This window comes from Alteromonas sp. S015, assembly GCF_036864485.1.
In the GTDB taxonomy this organism is placed as follows: Bacteria; Pseudomonadota; Gammaproteobacteria; order Enterobacterales; family Alteromonadaceae; genus Alteromonas.
Genome location: NZ_JAZETO010000015.1, coordinates 1 through 19122, shown reverse-complemented (window position 1 = coordinate 19122; position 19122 = coordinate 1). Strand labels below are relative to the sequence as shown.

At 42.2% G+C, this 19122-nt stretch carries 13 protein-coding genes and 4 tRNA genes; 16 read left to right on the top strand and 1 reads right to left on the bottom strand.

Features of this window, described 5'->3' with window-relative positions; genetic code table 11:
• Nucleotides 1-193: 193 nt before the first annotated feature.
• Complete coding sequence (locus V7R42_RS19745; protein ID WP_334022377.1) at nucleotides 194-940, bottom strand: hypothetical protein; 747 nt, start codon at nucleotides 938-940, stop codon at nucleotides 194-196.
• Nucleotides 941-1096: 156 nt separating this feature from the next.
• On the opposite strand from V7R42_RS19745, the gene V7R42_RS19740 reads away from it, so the two are divergent.
• From V7R42_RS19740 to V7R42_RS19665, 16 genes are all read left to right on the top strand, one after another.
• A complete protein-coding gene (locus V7R42_RS19740; RefSeq protein WP_334022376.1) occupies nucleotides 1097-2779 on the top strand; it encodes a hypothetical protein in 1683 nt (560 codons plus the stop codon).
• Between the two features lie 491 nt (nucleotides 2780-3270).
• Nucleotides 3271-4962, top strand: coding sequence for a hypothetical protein (locus tag V7R42_RS19735; protein WP_334022375.1), 1692 nt, complete (start codon nucleotides 3271-3273; stop codon nucleotides 4960-4962).
• A gap of 311 nt (nucleotides 4963-5273) precedes the next feature.
• Nucleotides 5274-6941, top strand: a complete 1668-nt coding sequence (locus tag V7R42_RS19730) for a glycosyltransferase family 2 protein (protein WP_334022374.1) — start codon at nucleotides 5274-5276, stop codon at nucleotides 6939-6941.
• A 4-nt stretch (nucleotides 6942-6945) separates the two neighbouring features.
• A complete protein-coding gene (locus V7R42_RS19725; RefSeq protein WP_334022373.1) occupies nucleotides 6946-8163 on the top strand; it encodes a glycosyltransferase in 1218 nt (405 codons plus the stop codon).
• A gap of 31 nt (nucleotides 8164-8194) precedes the next feature.
• Nucleotides 8195-9352, top strand: coding sequence for a hypothetical protein (locus V7R42_RS19720; protein ID WP_334022372.1), 1158 nt, complete (start codon nucleotides 8195-8197; stop codon nucleotides 9350-9352).
• 59 nt (nucleotides 9353-9411) lie between these two features.
• Nucleotides 9412-11823: a rhamnan synthesis F family protein gene (locus V7R42_RS19715; RefSeq protein ID WP_334022371.1), complete on the top strand. Its 2412-nt coding sequence runs from the start codon at nucleotides 9412-9414 to the stop codon at nucleotides 11821-11823.
• Nucleotides 11824-12005: 182 nt separating this feature from the next.
• A complete protein-coding gene (locus tag V7R42_RS19710) occupies nucleotides 12006-12869 on the top strand; it encodes a glycosyltransferase family 2 protein (protein WP_334022370.1) in 864 nt (287 codons plus the stop codon).
• 146 nt (nucleotides 12870-13015) lie between these two features.
• Nucleotides 13016-13678 (top strand): DsbA family protein, encoded by a 663-nt coding sequence (locus V7R42_RS19705; RefSeq protein ID WP_334022369.1) that lies wholly within the window; start codon nucleotides 13016-13018, stop codon nucleotides 13676-13678.
• Nucleotides 13679-13941: 263 nt separating this feature from the next.
• Nucleotides 13942-15507 (top strand): methyl-accepting chemotaxis protein, encoded by a 1566-nt coding sequence (locus tag V7R42_RS19700; protein ID WP_334022368.1) that lies wholly within the window; start codon nucleotides 13942-13944, stop codon nucleotides 15505-15507.
• A gap of 171 nt (nucleotides 15508-15678) precedes the next feature.
• Complete coding sequence (murB, locus tag V7R42_RS19695; RefSeq protein ID WP_334022367.1) at nucleotides 15679-16713, top strand: UDP-N-acetylmuramate dehydrogenase; 1035 nt, start codon at nucleotides 15679-15681, stop codon at nucleotides 16711-16713.
• Entirely contained in the window at nucleotides 16710-17696 is a 987-nt protein-coding gene (birA, locus tag V7R42_RS19690) for a bifunctional biotin--[acetyl-CoA-carboxylase] ligase/biotin operon repressor BirA (RefSeq protein ID WP_334022366.1), read from the top strand. The genes murB and birA overlap by 4 nt, the downstream gene beginning before the upstream one ends.
• Nucleotides 17697-17831: 135 nt before the next feature.
• The gene (locus tag V7R42_RS19685) at nucleotides 17832-18590 is read left to right on the top strand and encodes a type III pantothenate kinase (protein WP_334022378.1); all 759 of its coding nucleotides are present in this window, start codon (nucleotides 17832-17834) and stop codon (nucleotides 18588-18590) included.
• A 108-nt stretch (nucleotides 18591-18698) separates the two neighbouring features.
• Nucleotides 18699-18774: transfer RNA gene (locus V7R42_RS19680), tRNA-Thr, on the top strand.
• Nucleotides 18775-18781: 7 nt separating this feature from the next.
• Nucleotides 18782-18866 (top strand) — tRNA-Tyr (locus V7R42_RS19675).
• 33 nt (nucleotides 18867-18899) lie between these two features.
• Nucleotides 18900-18974, top strand: a tRNA-Gly gene (locus V7R42_RS19670).
• 7 nt (nucleotides 18975-18981) lie between these two features.
• Nucleotides 18982-19057: transfer RNA gene (locus V7R42_RS19665), tRNA-Thr, on the top strand.
• Nucleotides 19058-19122: the final 65 nt, after the last annotated feature.

The window sequence follows — 19122 nt, the reverse complement described above, 5'->3', positions numbered from 1 at the left end:
AAACCCGCCTAACGGCGGGTTTTTTGCGTTTGGAAGAAAAAAAATGGGGTCAGAGTACATTAATCCGTACCGATCAAATTTGGGGGCAGAGTACTTTATCACTCAACGTAGCAGTGCCGGACTAGAATACCTTTAATTCCCAGCGTCGTTAAATCAGTTAAATGTACTCTGACCCCATTATTAATATGGCTGTTTACTCGTAGGTATAAGCAAAATCGGTATCGTACTTCTTCATATTTGCCAGTACGTTTTCAAAGGCTTGATTGAGTTCAGCAATGGTTTCTGGTTTTAGTTCATGTTTAAACCTGCCTGGCGAATTGTCAGAGCCTTGCCAAATATTGCCAATCCATTTACTGTTTTTTGTTAATTGGTTAGGCGCTTCATCACTAAGTAACGCTCTCACTTTTTCCGTATAGGGAATATTTAAATATTCACAGCTGCGTGTAACATAGCTGTCAAAGTCTAGACAGAGCCGGGCATAAGACTGAACGCAGAAGTCAATATTGGGCTGAGATAACAGCCACCAAAAGTTATCGTAATAGCCAGTGTCAACATTCCTTAGTACCCAAGCATCAATGCCTTCATTACGAACTTTGTCTTTATGCGCATTCAATTGTGCTTGTGATAAATGTGGTTTGGGATGCACAAACTCCCAATGATATTGGTTGCACAGTCTATCCCTTGGGTCACGGAAGTTAATTATGAACTTATGGTGGATAATGGGTTGAGCTCTATTAAATTGAGGCGGAAGATTAAAAAGGTACATCCCGCCATCGCAAGGAATAGTCGCCGTAGGTATTTTCTGGGGCTCACCATCTAAAATGAATTGTTCTACGAATCGAGTATCTTCTTTAGGTTTGTTTAGTAGTTTGCAATGAAGTCTCCGCATAGAGCCAGTGCCAGAGGTGCCAGATGCAAACAAAACGATAGTTCTTTCCATGTACAACTTTCAATATATCACGTTAATTTTGGCCTTTATAAGAACATAAGAAGGCGTTATAGATCCAATGCTTTCACAAATCACTTACACCTCTGTATAATCGCCAGCCTTGTCGACTGCACGTCGCTCTTTTTTGTGTTTGTTAGTGAGATTTAAGTGGTAACGTCAGCTCAAAGAAAGTTAATAAATGTTCCAAACTCTGATGCAGGTAAATTGCATCATTTATTAACGCATTATAATCGGTGCGACATTGATTTAGCCTTAATGCCACATACTGCATTTATTCAACAACAGGCACCGAACGACCAGTCAAATATCGGCTTAATGCTAGAAGAACCCGCTCAACGACTAATAAAAGCGTACAAAATTGCAAAAAAGCGTGGTGAAAACAGTGTGCAGTCGTTTAGTGCGTTTTATAGTGAGCCAAACAGAATAAATCTGTATCACAGGCTGTTTGCTAATGTGCCTCTTTCAGCCCTCGGTTTTCTAGGATTAAACGAAAAGTTCTACCACAGCATTTTGCTTGGTGCCGATTGGTTAGGCACTGACTTATACCGCTTACCGCATAATCATATGTTTTTTCAATCGCCCCGATTGCCCATAAAACAAGCCGACCTAGATGCCATCAAGACGCTGTATGCGAAAGACTATGTCATTTACGAACGCGCTACTGCACTTTTTACCGAGCGATGGAATGAGTACCAAAAGAAACATGCAATGCCTATTGCAAAAGGTAAACAAGTATTCATTCACTTAGGGCCGCCAAAAACCGGCACATCTGCTATTCAAGCCTGGTTACATACACACGCTAAGGCGTTAACCAAAGAAGGCATTTATTATCCGGAACACGGTTCCGATGCGAATGGTGTCAGTTCTGGTAACTTCGAGCACGTTATCTCTCACGTGCCTCAGCGAAATATCTATTACTTTGATATTGATAAGCTGCGGGCACTAATAACGCAATTTAATAGCAGTGAGAGCCAAGTTTTGTTGCTGTCATCAGAACACTTTTATTATTATTTACTGTGGTTTTTTAGCTTGCTGCCTAACGCGCAGTATATTTTCTATATTCGCCATCCTCTTGCTATTGCAGAGTCGGGGTTCCATCAACAAGTAAAGCGGCACGACCGCACCAAGCCATTTCGCATTAGCAGTACCTTAGATTTTGATACGTTAAACTTAGCGGAAGCGTTGGCAAAAGCCTTTCACACACCAGTGAACTTTCGTTATTTTGATGACAGTTTATATGAAGGCGGGTCGCTACTGAGTGACTTTGCATGCACTATAAACAGCAATATCGACGTGCCGAGTGAAGTTAGAAAGCTTAACACGCAGTATAGCCCAGGTGCTGTTAAGCTAATGATGGCATGTAATGAGTTCGCAACGAAAACACTGCGCCGCGACCTTGATAAATTTTTGCAGCGGTATAGCGAAGATCAGCCCGCATTCTCTTTCATAAGTAAAAAACAACACAGCGACAGTCAGCAAGCATTGATAACAGCCGTAAATGCGCGGCAGTACGATGAATATTCCCCTAGTAAAACGCGTTTACTACAGCTAGTTAATGCCTATGAGCCGCCAATGAGTTGCAGTGAACAACGCCAGAGTGAAGATTTCGAAAACGTACTACATGCTTTGTACCGCAATAACGTTGCTTTGGCAGCAAAGTTATACAAAGAAGCAAAGCAACATAATTCGAACACCAGTGCCCTGTTTATTGTGAAACGGCTGAATGCGTACCCAGGGTTTAGCGTTAAGCGTTTTTTGTATGAAGCAGGCGCGCAAAGCATGGCTCGCGTAAACCTATTTCGTAAGCGACTAAAAAAGCGGAAAGAATAAGGGCTGAACAGCAAAACGTTAAAGGCTACGCTGATAGTAAAAAAAAGAAGCTAAAACGCGAAAATAAGAACGGACTGCTTCATCAATTTGTAACAAAATTATGTTTAATTATACGCATGAATGAGCATAGACCAACCCATGCTGTATCTTATTGTAATTCGGCATGTTAATTTAAATAGCCTATTTACTTGTATGCATAGTTTCAACAGTTGCAAATAGGTGGGTTGGCTGATAAATTATTGGGCGTTGTATTGATGGATTCTAAGAAAAAAGTCTTAAACCGTCACCAAATATACAACACTCAACTTTAAGGGTTGACTTCTGAGCAGTTCAGAATACACTCTTACGAGGTGAAAGGCGCATCAGGTTTACGGGTGCCCTAGCTAAACTGATGCGTTTAGTAACTAGTTAAGGCTTTTTTCTCAATGCGCTAAGCGAGAGAGAAGACCGAGACGGCTTAAGCTATATAATTATATTTAAGGACTTATAGAATGAAACTATTTAAAAAAACAGCACTAGCGGTAGCTTTAACAGCATCTGCGACAGGTTCTGTTGTTGCTGCTGACTTGGAATTTGCTTCTGCTGCTCCAGCTACTGGTGTTGCTAACACTGTTGTATTGGCAGACGTTATTTTTGGTAACGGTAACCCAGGTGTTGGTTCAGAAGAGACACTAATTACAGCGCCATATGTTGATTTCGACCTGGCAGTTGCAACAGTGGCTCCTGCAGGTGGTGCTGGTGATAACATCGTTGACGGTGGAACTTCGACAATCAAGTTCACGCTTGGTGGTGGTGCTGTTTTTGGTGAAGACCTTTCAACTACGGCTCTTGCGACTCCGTTCATTTCTGCAACTGATGATTCAACTGCTGGTGTGACAATCGAAGTTGAACAAGGTGGTGCAGTTGGTGATAACACTATCACTTTCACTATCGAGAATGCTGACGCAAATGGTGACGGTTCTGCTCTTAACCTAAGCACTATCATGTTTGGTGGTTATGCTGTTAAGAACCTAACAAGTGCATTAAACCCAGACAGCGCAGCTAAGCGCGTACAAATGGGTGTGGAATATGTTGAAGCTACTGTTGGTGCAGACGATTTGGATGAAGTTGCAACAACTGCAACTGACCTACCACTGACTGTGTTTGGTTCACAAGCGCCAGTTGATGTTACAGTTACTCCAACGCTTAACCTAACTAACAACTTCCGTATTAACGTTGGTACAGGTGAAACTACTTTCACTGATACTGATAGCGACATCACTACTGGCGAAGATGGCCGTCCTGATTTCGAATTGGATGGTGACGTTACTGTTGTTAATCTAGGTACAGTTCAACTTAACCGCGAAGTTATCAGCGCAACTGCTTTCCCTGCAGCGCCTAATGGCGAGCTAATCAAGAAAGAAAATGGCGATGACTTCGATTTCCAAGGTGGTGACTCTCACTCAGTTACGTTTAACCTTGATTCAGGTGCTCTGCAAGTTGGTTCTTCAATTTACCTAAGTACTGCTGCTGACTGTTCTACTGCATTTGGTAATGCAAATATAATCAGCGATGAAGAAACTACATCTGTAACTGTTGGTATCACTGGTAACACTACTCAGCTTACTAGCGCATACAACGTATGTTACGCTATCGATGATGAAGAAGTAATTCCAGAAGTTGGCGCTATCGACGCTACTTGGAACGTTGATTTCTTCAACCAACGTTATGATAACGTTGAAGTAACTGACGGTTCATTCGGTCCATTACTACGTAACGGCTGTATTGCAAGCTTCTTCAACGTTCCAGCTTCTGGTAACGCTGACACAGCTTATATCCGCCTAACTAACACTTCAAACGTAAACGAAGGTTACATCCGTGGTACACTTTACGCGCAAGACGGTGAAGTACTTGGTCAAGACGTAACTATTCAGCCTGAAGATGTTGCAGTTCACGCAACTCAAATCTTCTCTACTGAAGGTGCTAACCGTACAACTGGTGCTGGCGAAGAAATTATCGACATCGAAACTGCGTTCGACGTTGACGGTGCAGACTATAAAGGTCGCGCTCGCCTAGTACTTAAAGGTGCGTTCGATACGTGTGAAGGTCAAGGCCTAATCCGTACAGCTGGTGGTTCATTGTTCAACATGACATCTACCACTCAAGGTAACGACACTGGTGTTGACGGCAACAACGGTAACTAATAGTTATTTGTTTAAAGCTGTATTGAAAAAGGTGGCTTAGGCCACCTTTTTTGTTTTTATTTTTTACCTCTTTACCTCTTTACCTCTTTACCTCTTTACCTCTTTACCTCTTTACCTCTTTACCTCTTTATCCCACTTGGACGGTGTGTCAAATTGCATCATAGCAAAAGTGAATCACTGAATTAATCTTTCACTAAACCTCAACCTATACCTACTGTTTTAAACTTGGCATTTGTACCCATTAATGACGGCTTACGCTCAGTTATGCTATATTGTTGGCGCTCAAAACAGGCGGGTGAAAAAGGAACGTTGTGAATAAAATTAAAAGCATTGCAAGAAAGCTATTAGGCAAAAGTGCACCACAACCATTTAGAATAGACAGTGTGGCCCAAACCGTTGACGGCTTTTGCATTGTAGGTTGGTATTTTACTAACCAAATAAAGCGCATAAGTGTGTTAGACGCTAACAGCAAACCGTTGGCAAGTGATATCATCGACATTGAACGCGATGATGTGGCTGCTGCAACCGGGCAAAGCGCAAAGGGTTTTCAAATAACGGTGACTACCGCGTGTGCTATTGACGAGCTAATGCTTAGCGTGCAGCGCGAAGATGGTAACTCGCTTACCTCGCGCTTAACCCTAATGGGCGACGTTGTACCCGTAGAAAGCGAGAAAATTTCTACCAAATCAAGGTTTAGTCTGGAATATGTTATCGCGGTGGATGGGCATTTGTGTTTAATAGGGTGGGTTCTTGATGGTGGGGCCACTAGAGAGTTTACACTAAACACCAATAAAACAACGTATACGGAACATTCTTCTTTTCGTTATACCCGCAGCGACGTTAATAATGCGTTTTCTAATGAACCAAGTGTTACCGCTAATGCTGGTTTTGTACTTGTGTTTTCAGCCCCCGAATTTACTTCGCCGCCTAGTGCAAAAGACGTTAAGCTGCAACTCACGCTTGAAGGAAAAAGTGAAGTGTTGGTGGCTCAGCACGTATTCGACGGTAAAGCCGACCCTATGACAAGCGTTCAGCGCTTGTTGAATAACTGGCAAAGTGCCAGCCCATCACAATTGCAACAAGGCGACATATTCTTACCCATACTGCACGGTATATACCCCGCCAATGTCAGTGTAGATATTTCTGAACACACGTATGGCGAGCCTTCGTTTTCACCCTCGGTGTCGGTAATTATTCCTTTATATGGCCGCATAGACTTTATGCGCTATCAACTTTCCAATTTTGGGCGCAATGTTGATAAAAACACTGTGGAGGTTATTTACGTACTAGATGATCCGAAACTGGCTGACGAGGCCAGAAAATTAGCCAGCGAATTGGAAACGATTACGGCATTTCCGTTTAAGCTGATTGTGTTAAGTAGAAATGTTGGGTTTGGCAGAGCCAATAACATAGGTGTTGAGCATGCATCTGCCGATACCTTACTTTTGCTTAATTCCGACATATTGCCAAAAAATAAAGGCTGGATTGAAAGCTTGCAAGAAAGCTTAAGTAAGCCAACAGCCGGTATTGTTGGCGCACGTTTGCTATTTGAAGACGATACTATTCAGCATGACGGTATGGCGCCTATGCGCGTTAAAGAACACCCTGGCTTGTGGTTTAATGACCATCCTAAAAAAGGTTGGCCTAAGCACATTGCGTATACAAACCAACATGAAACCGAATGCCAGCTGCTCACTGCAGCCTGTTGGATGCTAAGAAAAGAAGACTTTGTTGCGGTAGGTGGCTTCGACCCTGTTTATGTGCTTGGTGACTTTGAAGATTCCGATTTATGTTTGAAGGTTGAAGCACTGGGTAAAAAGAACGTAATTCGCCACGATATAGAGCTTTATCATCTTGAACGGCAGTCACAAAATTTGGTTCAACCAGGAAGGTGGAAGCACAATGTTACCGTGCTAAATGCAATGACATACAACAACCGCTGGAAAGACCAATTACGCGCTATGACAGAGAAAGTTTAATAATATGAAAAAAATCGTTTTTATTTCACACGGTCATCCAGAGCTTAGTAAAGGCGGTGCCGAAGTGGCGTCGTGGAACTTGTACCAGTTACTACTGAAAAACGGCTATGACTGTTTGTATATAGCGCGAACGGATGGCGCTTCTCATGGCGGCTCTACCTTTTCAAGTAGAGGCGAAGAGGTGCTCCTGCATACGGGAATGTCAGACTGGTTTAATTTAAGCACCAGCCATCTAAAACCACTTTTTAGCGACTTAGCTGAGCTATTAAAAGAGTTTGCACCTGATGTAGTTCATATTCATCATTATGCGCACATTGGTATTGAGCTTTTTCCTGCAGTAAGACGCGCGCTACCTAATGCTAAAATAGTGTTTACTATTCACGAGTTCATGGCCATGTGTATGCACAATGGCCAAATGGTAAAACGCGAAACGTTAAAGCTGTGCTCGAAAGCCGTAGAAGCCGACTGCCATAAGTGTTTTCCAAGTCACTCGCCGGGCGATTTCTTTTTAAGAAAGCACTACGTTCAAGATCAGTTTTCATTCGTTGACGATTTTGTTTCGCCCAGCCAGTTTTTAGCTGACCGTTATGTTGCTTGGGGTTTGCCCCAAGAAAAGGTACACGTTATTGAAAATGTGTTGCCTACGCTAACGCCGGTGGCACCACGAGCGCTAGCAGACGGTGAAAAACGTACAAAGCTGGCGTTTTTTGGGCAGGTAAACCCCTACAAAGGTCTGGATATTTTATTAAAGGCGCTTACGCTATTGCCTCATGAACTTCGTTCAAAAGTTCACTTAGATGTGCACGGCGCGAACTTCGATATGCAAACCAACGACTTCAAAGAAAAAGTAGAGTTGCTACTTAATGAGGTTGAAGACTGCGTAGATTTACGCGGGCCTTACGAATCTGAACAGTTAAGTAGCAGGATGGCTGAATGTGACTGGGTCATTATACCGTCAATATGGTGGGAGAACTCACCTGTGGTTATCCAGGAGGCCATTCATATAGGAAGGCCGTTAATTGGCTCTAACATTGGTGGCATGAAAGAAAAAATAGACGGTATTGCTGGTATTACGTTTGAAGCGCGCAGTGCCGCTTCACTTGCTTCTGCGATAGTGAAAGCCGTTGACCCAGACGTGTTTCAGTATTGGCATGAAAAACTGTCAAACCAGCAGCCCGCCGTAGAACAGCATTTACAGTTTATTGAAGCCTTGTGCAGTTAACTATACGCACAAGCACTAAATAGGAAGAACAATGAAAATTGGTGTAATTACCAACCTAATAAAAATTGAAGAATTTGTTGCGAAACGCATGGCAACAGCGAATACAGACGATTGGATGCAAGCAACCGGCGGAAATACCGGAAATATTGCGTTTGTTCAAGGTATTACAAATATTCTTGGTCATGAGTTTGGCGTAGTGTATTGGGGAGACAATCCTAAAGCCGTGAATCAGTACTACGATATGTTGGTTATTTGTTGTGCCAACCAAATTGGCGCACACGTCGACTTGTCAGGCTGGGCAGATAGGCTTAAACACTTCGATTTGCCAACGGTTTTTATTGGATTAGGCGCGCAAAGCAATGAAATTGGCAATATTCCTGACATTCCTCAGGGAAGCAAAGATTTTCTGACCTTAACCAAATCGTTGCGCGCAAATGCCAATGAAAACAACATTATTACACGCGGTACGTTTTCTTCTGAGGTGGTAGAACATTATGGCGTTTCATCCTCGCCCTTTGGTTGCCCGTCACAATTTATTTCTACGGCGCTAAATTTGGGCCAAGCTTGTTTGGCACATCAACAGCGTGCTAAATACGAAAGAATAATGACCGCCGCAGGTAACCCTTGGCACCCGTCTGCTACGTTAGAAAATACACTGACGGAAATAGTAGAAAAATATCACGGTGACTATATTCTTCAGCACCCTAAAGCGCTAATACAACTGGCGTTAGGTGAAGCAGATGACATTAGCGCAGACCAAGTAAAAAGGTTTGAATCGGTATATTCACGTATTGGTGACTGGGAACATATTAAAGCGTGGTTCGAAAGCTATTCAGTGCTGTTTGCCGACGCGCAGAACTGGATGCACTATTCTAAACACTTCACACTAGCCATGGGCCCACGCTACCACGGTGTTGCGTTGCCAATTCAGGCCGGTGTTCCAGGTAAAGTTATAAGCATAGACTCAAGAACCGAGGAACTCTCAGTAACAACGGGTATTCCTACGGTTAAGTATAAAGATGTTGAGCACTTGAGTGCTGATGAGCTGGTTAATTTCTGTCGTTGGACGCAGGAAGATGCAGACACTTACGACAGTGTGAGAGGTCAAAATGCGACAAACTACAAAGGCTTTCTAGCAAATAACGGATTACCCGTTAGCGAGAGTATTTCACTGTTAGCTGAAAGCTGAGTTCGAAAAGGCGCTGACTACAGCGCCTATTGCTTCTTTAATAATAATGTTGCCTACCTATGCTTACAAACGGACCTTCGACCTTTATTCTTGTTTCTGGCTTTCACCGAAGCGGTACGTCTTTGGTGGCAAAAACGCTTCAAGCGAACGGAGTAAATATGGGAGCCTCCCTGATGGGGGCAAGCTTTGCAAATAAAGAGGGGCATTACGAAGATATTCCGCTTGTTGAAGTTCACGATTCAATGCTTGCGGCGAATGGAACTAATTGGCAAGAATGTAAAGCTACAAGTTTAAGTAGCCCTCAGTTTTTGCAAGAAAAACTGCAAAACTATGTGAAACGCAGGTGTATATCTGACGCCCCAATTGTGGGGGCTAAAGATCCTAGGGCACTGTTTTTCAAACAGCAATGGCTAACTATGACTGACGTTTCAATAACATCGCTTTTCGTGTTTAGGAGTTGGCAATATTCTGTTTCTTCATTACTAAAGCGCCATAGTAGGGAGTTATTACAAACCCCAAGTAGTATGCATTCACGGCCCACTGATTATCGTTTTTGGTTAGACCCCGAGCTTGCCGCAAAGATGTGGCTGGCTTCGGCGAAAGCGATGCTTGAATGGAAGGCTGAAGCGCCAGAAAGTACTCTCGTTTTTCCCCTTTCTGCATTGGTATCTAGAAGCGAAGCATTGACTGCGTCGGTTGTTAAAATGGGATTGCCACCTACTTTGCTCGATGCAGAAAAGACGGTCAATGGAAAGCTTCTCCACTCTAAAATTCCAAGCTCGTTATTAGATATGCTATCTCAAGAAACAGTAGATGAATGCGACAAATATAACGAAAAACTTAACGCTGAGTTTGCTCACCTTGAAAAAGAAACCGTAACATTTTATCCAGTGCCACGTGTAATTCCACTCATCGAGAGTAATGACGACGAAGACTCAAGTCTTGAAATAATAAGAACAATTGATTTGAGCAAGTTTGAGTTCGATGAAGCGTTGAAGCTGGTTAATTCAACTGTTCAAGGGCATATAAAGTTTGAGTGGGAAGCGTTTTTTAACACTTTCGACCTTAATGATGAACAGTATGAAAAGATATTTTTTGCTGCCTTAAAACGCAATGAATTAGCGATTGCGGAGCTCGCAATTCGGCGGTCTCTAGACTTAAAACCTGCATCATGGCGCTGGATGTATTTGGGTGATATTTATAAAAACTTGGGCCACTTAGAGCAAGCGAAGCGTGCATATAAAAAAGCAATAGAACGCATGCCTAAAAATGCAACTTTCTATGCAAAGCTGGCAGTTGTTGCCATGGAACTAAATGATGTCGAAGACGCTAAAACGTTGTTAGAAAATGCCACATCGTTGGATAGTGAAAAGCCTGCGGTGCAACACGCTGTACAGAAATTTTCAATGCTGTACACAGATGAAAAGGTCGGCGCCAATCAGACGACGCACAGCGCTAACGAATATAAGGTGATGAGCGTTATTAATGACTACAATGAAGTAGTCGAAGCCATGACTCAAGACAGCCAATATGGTGAATATTTAGATAGATTTATTGTTAAATCGGCGTTTGTAATGCGCAACAACCGAACGTGGCTTCAAAATGGACTATCGTGTTTGTCAAAGTCTGCTCAAAAGAATCTAGTTGATTATCTGTCCTTACATGCTCAACAGTATTGGTCAGAAACCGTTATTGAAACCGAGTTTGGCACGTCTGAGGGTTTATGTTTAGGCAATGCGAAAGAGCCTTACGTGCTCCCGCTAAAAGCCCAAAGCTTAAACCTTACTGTTGGTGTGCACATACATGTTTTCTACCCTCACTTATTGGCAGAAATATACGATTTTCTTCGTTATATGCCTGTTAATATTAAAACGGTTATTACTTGTCCATATGATAAAGAAAAAGAGGTAAAGGCATTATTACAAACTCAACCTTTTACTCAGGTAATAGGAGTAGATAACAAAGGACGGGATATTGCGCCTTGGTTGATGGTCGGCGCTAAGCTACTTAGAGACTGTGATATGGTATTAAAGCTTCATACAAAATCAACCCCACATGATGAAGCGTTATCAGGGTGGCGATTGCAGTTACTTTGGAGCCTATTAGGTGATAAGGAGAGAATTTCCGAAATCATAACAAGGTTTCATGAGGATGAGAACGTAGGCGTTGTGATGGCCGAATATCACCCTCATATTTATCCTCATGTAAATTGGGGGCAAAATAGAGAACAAGTTGACGTTCTGTCAAAAAAGCTGAACCTAAATATAAACACTAGTGACAAAGTCAAAGCATTTCCTGCGGGCTCAATGTTTTGGTATAGACCAGTTTCTCTAAGAGTGTTGCTTGATTATCCTTGGTCAATAGACGATTTTCCGGATGAACTAGCGCAAACAGACGGTACTACTATGCATGCTATTGAACGTATAATTCCCTATTTATGCAACGTAACTTTTCAGCGCCTTTTAAACTAGAAATATCAAAACACTGAATATCTTATGCTGTTCTAACGTTTTTGATCACTTATGTTCAAACACAAGTTAATGCGATGCTTTTTTACGAAAGGTCGACTTTTTATTTCGTATGGAAATTTAATTAGAGCACTTTGCCAATTTTTCGCTCGAATCAAGAAAACTAATAAAGCAAGGATCTTAGAATGATAGCTGCTGTAACAATGGTATATAACGAGCCTGAATTTATCCCATTGTGGATAGATTATTACGGAAAACAGGTTGGATTAGAAAACTGCTTCATTGTAGACAATGGTACTGATGATGGCTCAATTGATGAGTTTAAGAATGTAGTTAACGTAATTAGGGTGCCTAGAGAGTTCAAAGACAATAGCTTACGAACAAAGTTCTTGAGCGAGTTTTGTAGTTCACTACTTCACTATTTTTCTCATGTCATTCATGTTGACGTTGATGAATTTATCGTTGCGAACCCTTTGAAATATAGCGGTCTTGTTGATTACACCAATAAATGGAAAGGCAATAGAAGCTCCGTTACTTCAATTGGCCTTAACGTAACTCAACTTCCTAGCTTGGAAAACGAAATCAACTTTGGCTCTAAAATTTTAAACCAGCGTTCATTTGCTCGTTTTATAACGCCTATGTGTAAGCCTTGTATCATTAGTAAGCCTATAGAGTGGACATCGGGTTTTCACGGTTCAAATCATGAAATCGTTTTCGATGATATCTTTATGTTCCATTTACGCTATTTCGATTTAAATTATGGGTTAAAGAGACTGGAAAGAACTCGTAATATGAAATGGAAAAGTGACAAAGAAGGCTTGCATCAGCGCGTAGAGGATGAAACCTGGAATAAATGGTTCGTTAGCTTCGAGCGTTTCCCCAAGAAAGGTGACGTAATGATTAATGGTGAGTTAAATCCTGTGCTTTCTAGTTATTTAAAAGAGTGTATTGATACTCAAATTAAAGAGCCGTCGGGAAAGATGAGAATACCGATGATGACGCCTAACACTTTGTTTGAAATAACAAACGAGTTTAAGTCGCTCTTTTAGAGAGAGCCCGATTGCTTATTTATCTATGGTTGGAACTGAACTTTTATTTGAATAAAGGTTCGGACAGTCATTACACCGTCAACTAGTAGCCACAAGAACGAAACTTAGGTGCTGCTATTAACCACTAACCTTTCTAAGGAAAAATAGTGTCGTATTCCATTTCATTAAAAAAACTATCTTTCGCTACCGCATTTTCAGTGGCGCTTTCGTCGCTAGCACTTATGTGCGCGGGTGGTGTAGCTGCTGCCGACGACGAAATAACAGCTAAAGCCACTCAAGAAATTACCACAGATATGGTGTTAGGTGATGCAAATGCGCCAGTGAGCATTGTTGAGTATGCGTCATTTACCTGCGGACATTGCGCAACATTTCACAATTTAGTATTTGATAAGATTAAAGAAAACTATATTGATACAGGCAAAGTAAAGTTCACGTTCCGTGAAGTTTACTTTGATAAGTTCGGGCTAGCCGGGTCGCTTATTGCAAGATGCGATGTAGACACTGAGTTTTACTACAACTACTCAGACAAGCTGTTTGAAAAGCAGCGCGAATGGATGAAATCAAAAGATGAAGCCGAGCTCCTGTCACGTTTTCAAGATATCGCTGTAGAGCTAGGTCAAACTGAAGCAAAGTTTCAATCTTGTTTAAGTAATAACGAGAATGCCGATACGCTACTAGCCTGGTATCACAACAATGCCGATAAAGATGGCATTCGATCTACCCCAAGCTTTATCATAAACGGCGAAAAGCACTCAAATATGAGTTACGAAAATATGTCGGCAATCATTGATGCTGCGCTAAATAAATAGCGTAATCTTAGAATAGCTGTCAGGTTGAATGTGTTGAAAATCTGGCAGCTCACTTTTGTAACGCTTAATAGCGTCGAAACTATTTAGTAAACTAACTTGGCCGCCTTTCTGATAAACACGCCAACTACGCGGCCAGTATGTTCTCTGCCTTTAATCGCTTCACGTTTTTCGCACATCTTCACCAATAATACTATCCGCGTATAGATAAATGATTTAAAACGCTCTACATTCTAATTGTGTTAATAAAATGTTGAATTTGCCTGATGAAGTATTTTGTATTAGCCGTCTTTGTTGGTCTTGTTAATGTTGTTATGTCGTTTATGACGTCAAATGTAGTCATTACTACATGCATAACGTCTCTGACCATCATTTTTGCGGGTCTTATTGTTGAAAAGCTATATCAAAGCCAAAGCACTGTGACCACTGCGTCCGTTGTACTAGGTGATGAAAATCGAAGTGCGGGTAGTGATGATGCGACGAAGGTTAGTAATGCCGCGAGCAACATTGCTATAGGTGGCGCGTCTATTTCGTTCTTTTTAGAACAGTTATCAAAGGCGTTCAACGAGCAGGTTGCAAACATCGCAGAGATGAGCGGTAGACTCCAGCAGCTAGAAACCTCATCAACTCAGCTAGACGACCTTGCCAAAAATGCGGCCTCTTCTATGAATGAGTCAGATGAGAAAACGCAATTTGGAAGTACGTTACTAAAAGAAGTACTAAGTCAACAGCAGCAGTTGGTTAACAATATAAATGCGTCATCTGAAGCGCTTACTACGCTAAAGAGTAAAGCCGAAGGTATAAGTACCATCACGAATACAATTAACCAATTGGCCGACCAAACGAATATGTTAGCGCTTAACGCAGCTATAGAGGCGGCAAGAGCAGGAGACCAAGGGCGAGGGTTTGCGGTGGTTGCCGATGAAGTGCGAGAACTAGCAAAGAAAACAACAGATGCGACGTCTGGAATAGAAAATCTGCTACAAGATATGAATACAAGTAGCCAGGCGGCAGTGGCGAAGATGGAATCGGTACTTAATTCTAGTGATAACATGAATGTCAAATTGCATGAGAGCGCAGAAGCCATATCACATTCAAGCATGCTCTCAACAAAAGCCCGTGAATCGATGACGGCCATGCAGGCAATGGTAGAAAATAATGCCGAGCATAGCGCAGGTATCAGTACGAATATTCTTCAACTGCACACTACTACAGAAAATTTAGAGCATGATCTTACTGATGTTTCTACGAAGGCACTTTCATTGAGCAGCCAAGCTGAAGATATTTTTAGGCTATTAGAAAGCTTCGACGTAAATGACAGAAATAGTGAAGTCAGAGACATCGCCGTAAATACCGCTAAAGCAATAGGGAAGCGATTCGAGCAAGCGATTTCAGAAAAGGAGATATCAGAATCTCAGCTGTTTAACTTTGACTATACCCCTATACCTAATACCAACCCACCAAAACACGCCACATCTTTTGATAAGTTTACCGATAATGTGCTCCCTGCTATCCAAGAGCCAATATTAGAAGCACACAGTTTCATTATTTACGCAGGCGCAGTTGATAAAAATGGGTACTTTCCTACCCATAATAAGAAGTTTAGTCAGCCTCTAACTGGCAATTACGAGACCGACTTAGCAAATAATAGAACTAAACGGATATTTGACGATAAAACCGGCAGTCGCTGTGGTAGTAATACGTCTGCTTTCTTGCTACAAACTTATAAGCGTGATACTGGCGAGGTAATGCACGACCTATCTGCACCGATTTATGTGAATGGTAAACATTGGGGCGGGTTCCGTATTGGGTATAAGGCGAAAGAGCAGTAATTTTGAATGCTTAATTAGAAGCGCCCGCGTTACTTAGCTGATTCGAGCCCGTGCGGGCAGCTTTATTGCTGGCCGTAGCTATTATGGCAACAATATTATTCTTTCTTTGCGCTTTTATTTGCCGCGTCGTTACCCTACCATTAGCGAATTGTTCGTAGTACGTAAAATTCTATGCCTTCATTACAACCTTACAGCACATTTGGCCTTTCAGCTTCGTGTGATTCTATTCAGCCGTTTACCGACGTTGCTTCATTCCTCTCTGTCTACAACGCACAAAAGAACAATACTGACAAAGCCCTTTATATACTAGGCGGCGGAAGCAACTCGATCTTTACCGACGACTTTGACGGCACGATACTGGTTAATGAGATCAAAGGAATAAGCCACTTTGATACTGAAAGTCATCACTACTTACGGGCAGGTGCAGGTGAAAACTGGCATGACTTCGTCACGTTGTGTATGAAAGAGAAATGGTATGGATTCGAAAACTTGGCGTTGATACCAGGTTCAGTAGGCGCATGCCCCATTCAAAATATTGGTGCGTACGGCCGAGAAGTAAATACGCTAATCGACAAGGTAGAGTGTGTACTTCTTGAAACTGGCGAACAGGTTCTGCTGAGCAATGAAGACTGTCAATTTGGTTACAGAGACAGTGTGTTCAAGCATGAACTAGCAAACAAAGTGCTGATCACTCATGTAAACTTTAGATTACCCAAGCACTACGAACTCGAAACCAGCTATGGTGAATTGACAGCACTTACTGAGCCAACGCCAGAAAAGGTATATAGTAAGGTTATAGAAATAAGGAAGAGTAAACTTCCAGACCCGAGTGAGCTGGGCAATGCAGGAAGCTTTTTCAAAAACCCGGTGGTTTCAAAAGCAGTATATCAAGCGATTGCACAAGCATATAATTCAGTGCCTCACTTTGTGGTAAGCGGAAATGCGGATTTGCCAGCAACTAAAAACGAACAAATAAAAATACCTGCCGCGTGGCTTATTGACCAAGCAGGTTTTAAAGGCAAAACGTTAAATAAAGTACGATGCCACCCTACACAGCCATTGGTGCTTACTAACTTAGGTGGTGCCACCGGAAGCGACGTAATAACCATGGCAAAAGATATCATAGCAAGCGTACAGCATAAGTTTGGCATACAGCTAGAGCCAGAAGTACGCTTATTAGGAAACAAAGGACTTATTTCGCTATGAGACAAGCATCTAAAGCTATAAGAAAACACATTCTCGCCTTGTTGTCCGACGGTCAGTTCCACTCAGGTGAAACTATTGCACAGCAAGTGGGTCTCTCGCGCACAGCTGTAGCAGGTCATATCTCCCAACTGGCCGATTGGGGGTTAGATGTATTTAAAGTTAAAGGTAAAGGCTACCGTTTAGAACGAGGGTTTCCATTGTTAAGCGCCGACAGCATTAAACGCCATTTGGGCAATACGAAAAGAGCGGTTATTGATGTGGAGTCAGTTTTGCCTTCCACCAATACAGAAATGAAGAAGCGTATAGCGAGTAAGCGAGAAGATCTTGAAAACGGCGACGTTATTTTCGCTGAAATTCAAACTGATGGACGCGGCCGACATGGCCGTTCATGGTTAGCGCCGGTGGGCGGAAGCTTAACGTTTTCTATGTACTGGTCTTTTCCTGACGGGTATCAAAGCATGGCAGGGCTCTCTTTATTAGTCGGCTTGGCCATTTGCGATGCACTAAAAGAGTTTGGCGTAGAAGACGCAGAACTTAAATGGCCGAATGATATTTATTTGCAAGGTAAAAAACTTGCGGGCGTACTTATTGAGGTAGAAGGACAAATTGGTGCAACGGCGCATAGTGTTATCGGCATAGGTTTAAATGTTTGTGTGCCCGATAATCAATATGATGTAGGTCAGCCTCATAGCGATCTCGCTTCTTATTTAGGTACTATTCCGGATAGAAATGCACTAGCGGCTGAAATCATTAAATCTTTGTGGTCCTATTTACCTAAATTTACCCAGCAAGGATTTGGACCATTTACTGCGTACTGGGAAGCGTTGGATTTATATGCCGACAAACGCATTGTTTTGCAAATGGGCGAGAAACGCTTTTCAGGAATTGATAGGGGAGTGGACGCTAGCGGTGCGTTACTTGTTGAAACGCAAGACGGTATTACACGATTCCATGGAGGCGAAGTTAGCCTAAGAGGCAATTAACGTTATATTCTATAGCCGAACGATGAAATTTTCGGCAATGTCTATTACAAAAGCACGTTAACGTTCTTCTTGGTGATTTTTAACTTGCATTTATCTGTTAGTTTTACGCATTACTTTGCGATTGAAACCAAAAATATGAACAACATTACAGAAAACCACGTCATATTAGTGGATATTGGCAACACCAGAATAAAATATTCGCTACTTTGTCATGCAGAAAAAGAGCCTCATGCATGTGAAGATGCCATTTCTCTTTTCTCTTTTATCGATTCTCAGAAAAAAATCTCCCATCTATATATAGCTTCGGTAAGAAATCAGGAGCTGGTTGATGAAATATCCACCATGTGTACTGAGCGGAATATTGTTTTTGTTGAAAAGCACACAGAGAAAGAAGCCTTCGGCATTAAAAATAGTTACGCGAATGTTCAAAAAATGGGCGTTGATAGATGGCTTGCCATGGTATGCGCTGCAGAAAAATCAAAAAAAGCATTTTTTGTTATGGATGTAGGTACGGCAATAACAGTCGATTTTGTTGTAGATGGTCAACATTTAGGCGGTTGGATCGTGCCTGGTTTTCAAGTAATGCGTAATGCATTGGTCGCTTCAACCAAAAAAGTGTTCGCGAATGATGAAATTCCGACCACCTTTGGAGTAGGGACCGATACAGAAGATTGTGTGGCAACAGGGTGTCACGCTGCCCTATATGGTGTTTATTTGAGCGCGGTTGATTACATATCAAGCAAACAAACCGATTTTGATATAATTTTAGGGGGTGGAGACAAAAAAGTGTTTGCATTCTTAAAATCTGCTGATAACATGCGCCTCGCTCATTTGGTGATGCAGGGTCTTGCCCGCTACGCTCGACGTGAACTTATAAAGGAAACATCGACGTAAGTTTTTGATTAGTTGAAAAATTGGTCAAAAAGAAAATTGAAAAATTTTCAAAAAGACACTTGCACAGAGTTAAACAATACTCTAGAATGCGCACCCACTTGATGTAGTGCCGACTTAGCTCAGTTGGTAGAGCAACTGACTTGTAATCAGTAGGTCGCCAGTTCGATTCCGGCAGTCGGCACCATCAATCTGGAGGGGTACCCAAGCGGTCAACGGGAGCAGACTGTAAATCTGCCGGCTCAGCCTTCGCAGGTTCGAATCCTGCCCCCTCCACCACTTTCTCTATGAGGTGGCCAGAGAATTAGGATTGCGGGCATCGTATAATGGCTATTACCTCAGCCTTCCAAGCTGATGATGCGGGTTCGATTCCCGCTGCCCGCTCCAAATCAGTGCTGATATAGCTCAGTTGGTAGAGCGCACCCTTGGTAAGGGTGAGGTCGGCAGTTCAAATCTGCCTATCAGCACCAGTTTATTTCTCCCCAGCTCATGTAAAATTTCTAAATTTTTTAATGTAACTTTGCTGGGATAATAG

Bases quoted from the DNA above. Each gene is read 5' to 3' on its own strand.
- V7R42_RS19745 (WP_334022377.1), bottom strand. From the start codon at position 940: ATGGAAAGAACTATCGTTTTGTTTGCATCTGGCACCTCTGGCACTGGC.
- V7R42_RS19735 (WP_334022375.1), top strand. From the start codon at position 3,271: ATGAAACTATTTAAAAAAACAGCACTAGCGGTAGCTTTAACAGCATCT.
- V7R42_RS19725 (WP_334022373.1), top strand. From the start codon at position 6,946: ATGAAAAAAATCGTTTTTATTTCACACGGTCATCCAGAGCTTAGTAAA.
- V7R42_RS19720 (WP_334022372.1), top strand. From the start codon at position 8,195: ATGAAAATTGGTGTAATTACCAACCTAATAAAAATTGAAGAATTTGTT.
- V7R42_RS19715 (WP_334022371.1), top strand. From the start codon at position 9,412: ATGCTTACAAACGGACCTTCGACCTTTATTCTTGTTTCTGGCTTTCAC.
- V7R42_RS19710 (WP_334022370.1), top strand. From the start codon at position 12,006: ATGATAGCTGCTGTAACAATGGTATATAACGAGCCTGAATTTATCCCA.
- V7R42_RS19700 (WP_334022368.1), top strand. From the start codon at position 13,942: ATGAAGTATTTTGTATTAGCCGTCTTTGTTGGTCTTGTTAATGTTGTT.
- murB (WP_334022367.1), top strand. From the start codon at position 15,679: ATGCCTTCATTACAACCTTACAGCACATTTGGCCTTTCAGCTTCGTGT.
- birA (WP_334022366.1), top strand. From the start codon at position 16,710: ATGAGACAAGCATCTAAAGCTATAAGAAAACACATTCTCGCCTTGTTG.
- V7R42_RS19685 (WP_334022378.1), top strand. From the start codon at position 17,832: ATGAACAACATTACAGAAAACCACGTCATATTAGTGGATATTGGCAAC.